Genomic DNA, 3,052 nt, shown 5'->3' on the forward strand with positions numbered 1-3,052 from the left:
CTCGCGCAGGAACCGGCCGGTGCCCATCAGCGTGCCGGTGGTGCCCAGGCCGGCGACGAAGTGGGTGATCTCCGGCAGGTCGGCCAACAGTTCGGGACCGGTGCCGCGGTAGTGCGACTCGGGGTTGGCCGGGTTGCCGTACTGGTAGAGCAGCACCCACTCGGGGTTGTCGGCGGCCAGCTGCTTGGCGGTGGCCACCGCGGTGTTGGACCCGCCCTCGGCCGGCGAGAAGATGATCCGAGCGCCGTAGAGCTCCAGCAGCTGGCGACGCTCTATCGAGGTGTTCTCCGGCATCACGCAGATCAGCCGGTACCGCTTCAACCGGGCCGCCATCGCCAGCGAGATTCCGGTGTTGCCGCTGGTGGGTTCCAGAATCGTGGCGCCGGGTGCCAACAACCCGTCGGCTTCGGCCTGCTCGATCATCCGCAGCGCCGGGCGGTCTTTGATCGACCCGGTCGGGTTGCGGTCCTCGAGTTTGGCCCACAGCCGCACGTGCGGACCGTCCCGGCTGTCCTCCCATCGCGGCGAGAGCCGCTGCAGTCCGACCAGCGGGGTGTCGCCCAGCGCGGCCAGCGGCGAGTCGTAGCGGGCCATAGAGGCTGGACCTTACCCGCCCGCCCCGCCTGCTACGGCGGGCAGGATGATCACCGAGTCGCCGTCGGCGATCGCGGTGTCCAGGCCGCCGGAGAACCGCACGTCCTCGTCGTTGACGTAGATGTTGACGTAGCGGTGCAGTTTGCCATCGTCGAGCAGGCGTTGCGCGATCCCGGAGTAGTTGGTCTCCAGGTCGCTGATCACCGCAGCCAGGGTGGTGCCGGCGGCGCTGACACGTTTCTCGCCACCGGTGTGCGGACGAAGAATCGTCGGGATCGACACGGTGACGCTCATGAATACTCCTCGACAACAGTGACGGGTTCTTCGGTGACGACGCCGTCGACGATGCGATAGCTGCGCAGGTCATGGGTGTCCGGGTCGCGCGTCGACACCAGCACGTAGTGTGCGTCGGGTTCACCGGCCAGCGCCACGTCGGTGCGGCTCGGGTAGGCCTCGGTCGCGGTGTGCGAGTGGTAGATGACGACCGGCACCTCGTCGGCGTCGTCCATGGCCAGCCAGACTTTGAGCTGCTCCTGGGCGTCGAATCGATAAAACGTGGGCGAGCGTTCGGCGTTGACCATCGGGATGTAGCGCTCCGGCCGGTCGGACCCCTGCGGTCCGGCCAGCACCCCGCACGCCTCGTCGGGGTGGTCGGTGCGGGCATGGGCGACCATCGCGTCCACCAGGTCGGCACGAATCGTCAACACTGGTCACCGTCTCCCCGGTCTGCTCGCGAACGCCCCCGGCAACGTGCCGCGATACGTCGGTATTCCGGCCACCGGCTCGGCGGCCAGCACACCGACCAGCACCGCACGGGCCAGGCAGTCCGCCGCCGCCGCACCCACCGCGGCGACCAGCCCGGTCTCGGGGGACAGCGCGGTCGGTGTGTCTGTCGCCGGCGCAACCTCGACGTCCCCGGTCGCCAGCGCGAACACGGTGTCGCCGTCCAGCGGGGTGTGCGCCGGCCGGATGGTGCGGGCCAGCCCGTCCTGGGCGGCGATCGCCACCCGGCGGCACCCAGCAGGGCTGATCGCCGCATCGGTCGCGACCACCGCGATGGTGGTGTTGAGCGGGCTGGACGCGGACCACTTCGTCTCCAGCCGGGCAAGCGCCGCCAGCTGGTCAGCCGGCGGCGGCGTCAGCCCGAACTCCTCGATCAGAGAGGCCGGCCACGGCAGTCCGGTGGCGGGGTCGACGACCTCACCCACCGAGTTCACCACCACCAGCGCCCCGACGGTCACGGCAATGCCGCCCAGTTCCAGCGTGACTGACGCGGTTCCCACCCCGCCCTTGAGCGCACCGGCGCGCGCCCCCACCCCGGCACCAACCGTTCCGACCGCCGCGGCGGGACCGGCCGCACCGGCCGCCGCGTAACCGAACTCCGCCGTCGGCCGGCAGGCCCAGCCGCCGACCGGCAGGTCGAAGATGACCGCGGCCGGCACGATCGGCACCACGCCGTCTTCGGTCACCAGGCCGCGATTGTTCTCCTCCAGCCAGGCCATCGCGCCGTCGGCGGCCGCCAGCCCGTAGGCGCTGCCGCCGGCCAGCACCACCGCGTCGACGTGGCGCACGCTGTTGGCCGGGTCGAGCAGGTCGGTCTCGCGGCTGCCGGGCGCACCGCCGCGGGCATCGACCGCGCCGACCGTGCCGGGCGGCGCCAGCACCACGGTGACTCCGCTGGCCCAGCCGGCCCCGAGCGTCGCGTCCGGGTCGAGCCGCTGGTGATGGCCGACCAGGACACCCGCGACGTCGGTGATCGACCCCGCGCTCATCACCAGGATCGTCCCATCAACGCCAGGACCAGGTACTCCTGCAGCACCGTCAGCCACCGATACACACTGAACTGCCCGGCCATCGGATGTTGGGCCGGCACCCACTCCGGACCGTTCGGGCCGACGTCGAGCATCGTGCCCAGCGCCAGCCGGATGTCGTTGACCGCCGCGATCCAGGAGTTCGCCTGTTTTTCGGTCAGCTCGAACCGACCGCCCCCGTCCGGGACGGTGTCCAGCAACTGTTGTGCTGCACCGCGTTTGGCTTCGATGATCTCCGACTCGTGCAAACCGCGCAATGCCGCGTTAAGGTTGTCGGCAACCTCCGCGCTGCCGGGCCGGTGCTCGTCGGGCCGGCAGAAATCCGGCAGCAGCCGCCGCAGCGTCGCATCCTGGGGCGGTTGGGTATTGACGTTTTTCATGCCGGTGATCTGCTCGAGTTCGTCTGGCGGCGAAGATGATTCCCGCGCATCGAGCATGCCGACAACCGAGCCGGCGAGGTTCTTCAGCAGTGCCGCCTCGTGCGGAGCCAGGGCGGACCGGACGCGGAGGCCGTCATCGGTCTCAACCCGCTTCCACTTACGCACGGTGAAGTCAGCGGTCCTGCTGCATGGTCGCCCACAACCCGGCAGCATGCAGTTTGGACACGTCGACTTCCATCGAGTCCCGGCTACCCGCCGACACCACGG

General features: G+C 70.2%; 5 protein-coding genes and 1 pseudogene. All 6 read right to left on the reverse strand.

Annotated features, from left to right (window positions below; translation table 11 throughout):
• The coding region (locus AC2VON_RS25685) for a PLP-dependent cysteine synthase family protein (RefSeq protein ID WP_486955330.1) at positions 1 to 594 on the reverse strand (594 nt) is incomplete at its 3' end.
• 12 nt (positions 595 to 606) lie between these two features.
• A complete protein-coding gene (locus AC2VON_RS25690) occupies positions 607 to 888 on the reverse strand; it encodes a MoaD/ThiS family protein (protein WP_486955331.1) in 282 nt (93 codons plus the stop codon).
• A complete protein-coding gene (locus tag AC2VON_RS25695; RefSeq protein ID WP_486955332.1) occupies positions 885 to 1,301 on the reverse strand; it encodes a M67 family metallopeptidase in 417 nt (138 codons plus the stop codon). Before AC2VON_RS25695 ends, AC2VON_RS25690 begins: the two co-directional genes overlap by 4 nt.
• Before the next feature lie 3 nt (positions 1,302 to 1,304).
• The gene (locus tag AC2VON_RS25700) at positions 1,305 to 2,366 is read right to left on the reverse strand and encodes a P1 family peptidase (protein WP_486955333.1); all 1,062 of its coding nucleotides are present in this window, start codon (positions 2,364 to 2,366) and stop codon (positions 1,305 to 1,307) included.
• Positions 2,366 to 2,950 (reverse strand): oxidative stress transcriptional regulator AosR, encoded by a 585-nt coding sequence (gene aosR / locus AC2VON_RS25705; RefSeq protein ID WP_486955334.1) that lies wholly within the window; start codon positions 2,948 to 2,950, stop codon positions 2,366 to 2,368. Before aosR ends, AC2VON_RS25700 begins: the two co-directional genes overlap by 1 nt.
• Before the next feature lie 7 nt (positions 2,951 to 2,957).
• Positions 2,958 to 3,052 (reverse strand): annotated as a pseudogene (locus AC2VON_RS25710) (ATP-dependent Clp protease adapter ClpS); the annotation flags it as partial.

It is taken from the genome of Mycobacterium sp. TH-M82, from assembly GCF_057473605.1.

Coding starts and splice junctions, on each gene's coding strand:
- AC2VON_RS25700 (WP_486955333.1), bottom strand. CDS start 2,366: ATGAGCGCGGGGTCGATCACCGACGTCGCGGGTGTCCTGGTCGGCCAT.
- AC2VON_RS25690 (WP_486955331.1), bottom strand. CDS start 888: ATGAGCGTCACCGTGTCGATCCCGACGATTCTTCGTCCGCACACCGGT.